General features: G+C 28.0%; 1 protein-coding gene. It reads left to right on the top strand.

Annotated features, from left to right (window positions below; translation table 11 throughout):
• Positions 1–155 precede the first annotated feature (155 nt).
• On the top strand, positions 156–984 hold an 829-nt coding region (locus CLTEP_RS14020), incomplete at its 3' end, for an RpnC/YadD family protein (protein ID WP_066827703.1).

Raw genomic sequence — 984 nt, 5'->3', positions numbered from 1 at the left:
CCTTAAGACCTTCTTTGTATATATTCTATCATATCTATCTATTTGGTGTAACATCAAAATTAATAAAGCCGCCATTTCTGATAACTGAAAATTTTTTACCCCTGGGGTGAATTATGCTATAATAAAAGTATAACTTACACGTTAGGAGGACTCACATGGATTACAGTAAAATAGAAGATTCTATAATGAAAACAGCAATGGATATATTCAAGCAAAGTGCTGTAAATTTCTTTAATTTGAAAACCAAAATAATAGCACCTGCTAATACTGAAATTAAAGATATAAGCATAAAAACCAATTTTACTGATTATACTTTCTATACAGAGGATGGTGATTATATCCATTTTGAATTTCAAACTACATACAAAGAAAAAGACCTAAATAGATTTTTATTTTATGATGCATCACTACTTTATAAATACAATAAAAAGGTTAATACTATAGTAATATACTCAGCAGATATAAAAAACACAAAAACAAAATTAGATGGTGGAAGCTTAAAATATGAGATTCAAGCTTTTTATATGAGTAGTTTAGATGGCGATAAAAAATATGCTCAATTAAAAGAAAAAATAGAAGCCGGTAAAGAATTGACAAATGAAGAAATACTAAGCTTAACATTCATTCCACTTATGAATAGTAAAGAAGACAAATCTACAAGAGCTATAAAAAGCATTGAACTTGCAAGCAAAATCAAAGAAAACGATAACAAACTTCATTGTTTAAGTTTATTATATGCTCTTTTAGAAAAATTCGGTGATGATGATAGTAAGAAAAAATTTAAGGAGGTATTCTCTATGACTGAAATAGGAAAAATGATACGCGAAGAAGGATTGCAAGAAGGTCTACAAAAAGGCCTACAAGAAGGATTGCAAGAGGGACTACAAGAAGGGAAAATTGAAGGTAAATATGAAATATTAACAGCATTGTTAATAAAGAAATTCAAGAAGATTCCAAACGAATACCTAAAAAAAATTAAGACTT

Origin of the sequence: Clostridium tepidiprofundi DSM 19306, assembly GCF_001594005.1 — a bacterium.
In the GTDB taxonomy this organism is placed as follows: domain Bacteria; phylum Bacillota; class Clostridia; order Clostridiales; family Clostridiaceae; genus Clostridium_AC; species Clostridium_AC tepidiprofundi.
This window is presented reverse-complemented; position numbering and strand designations above follow the sequence as displayed.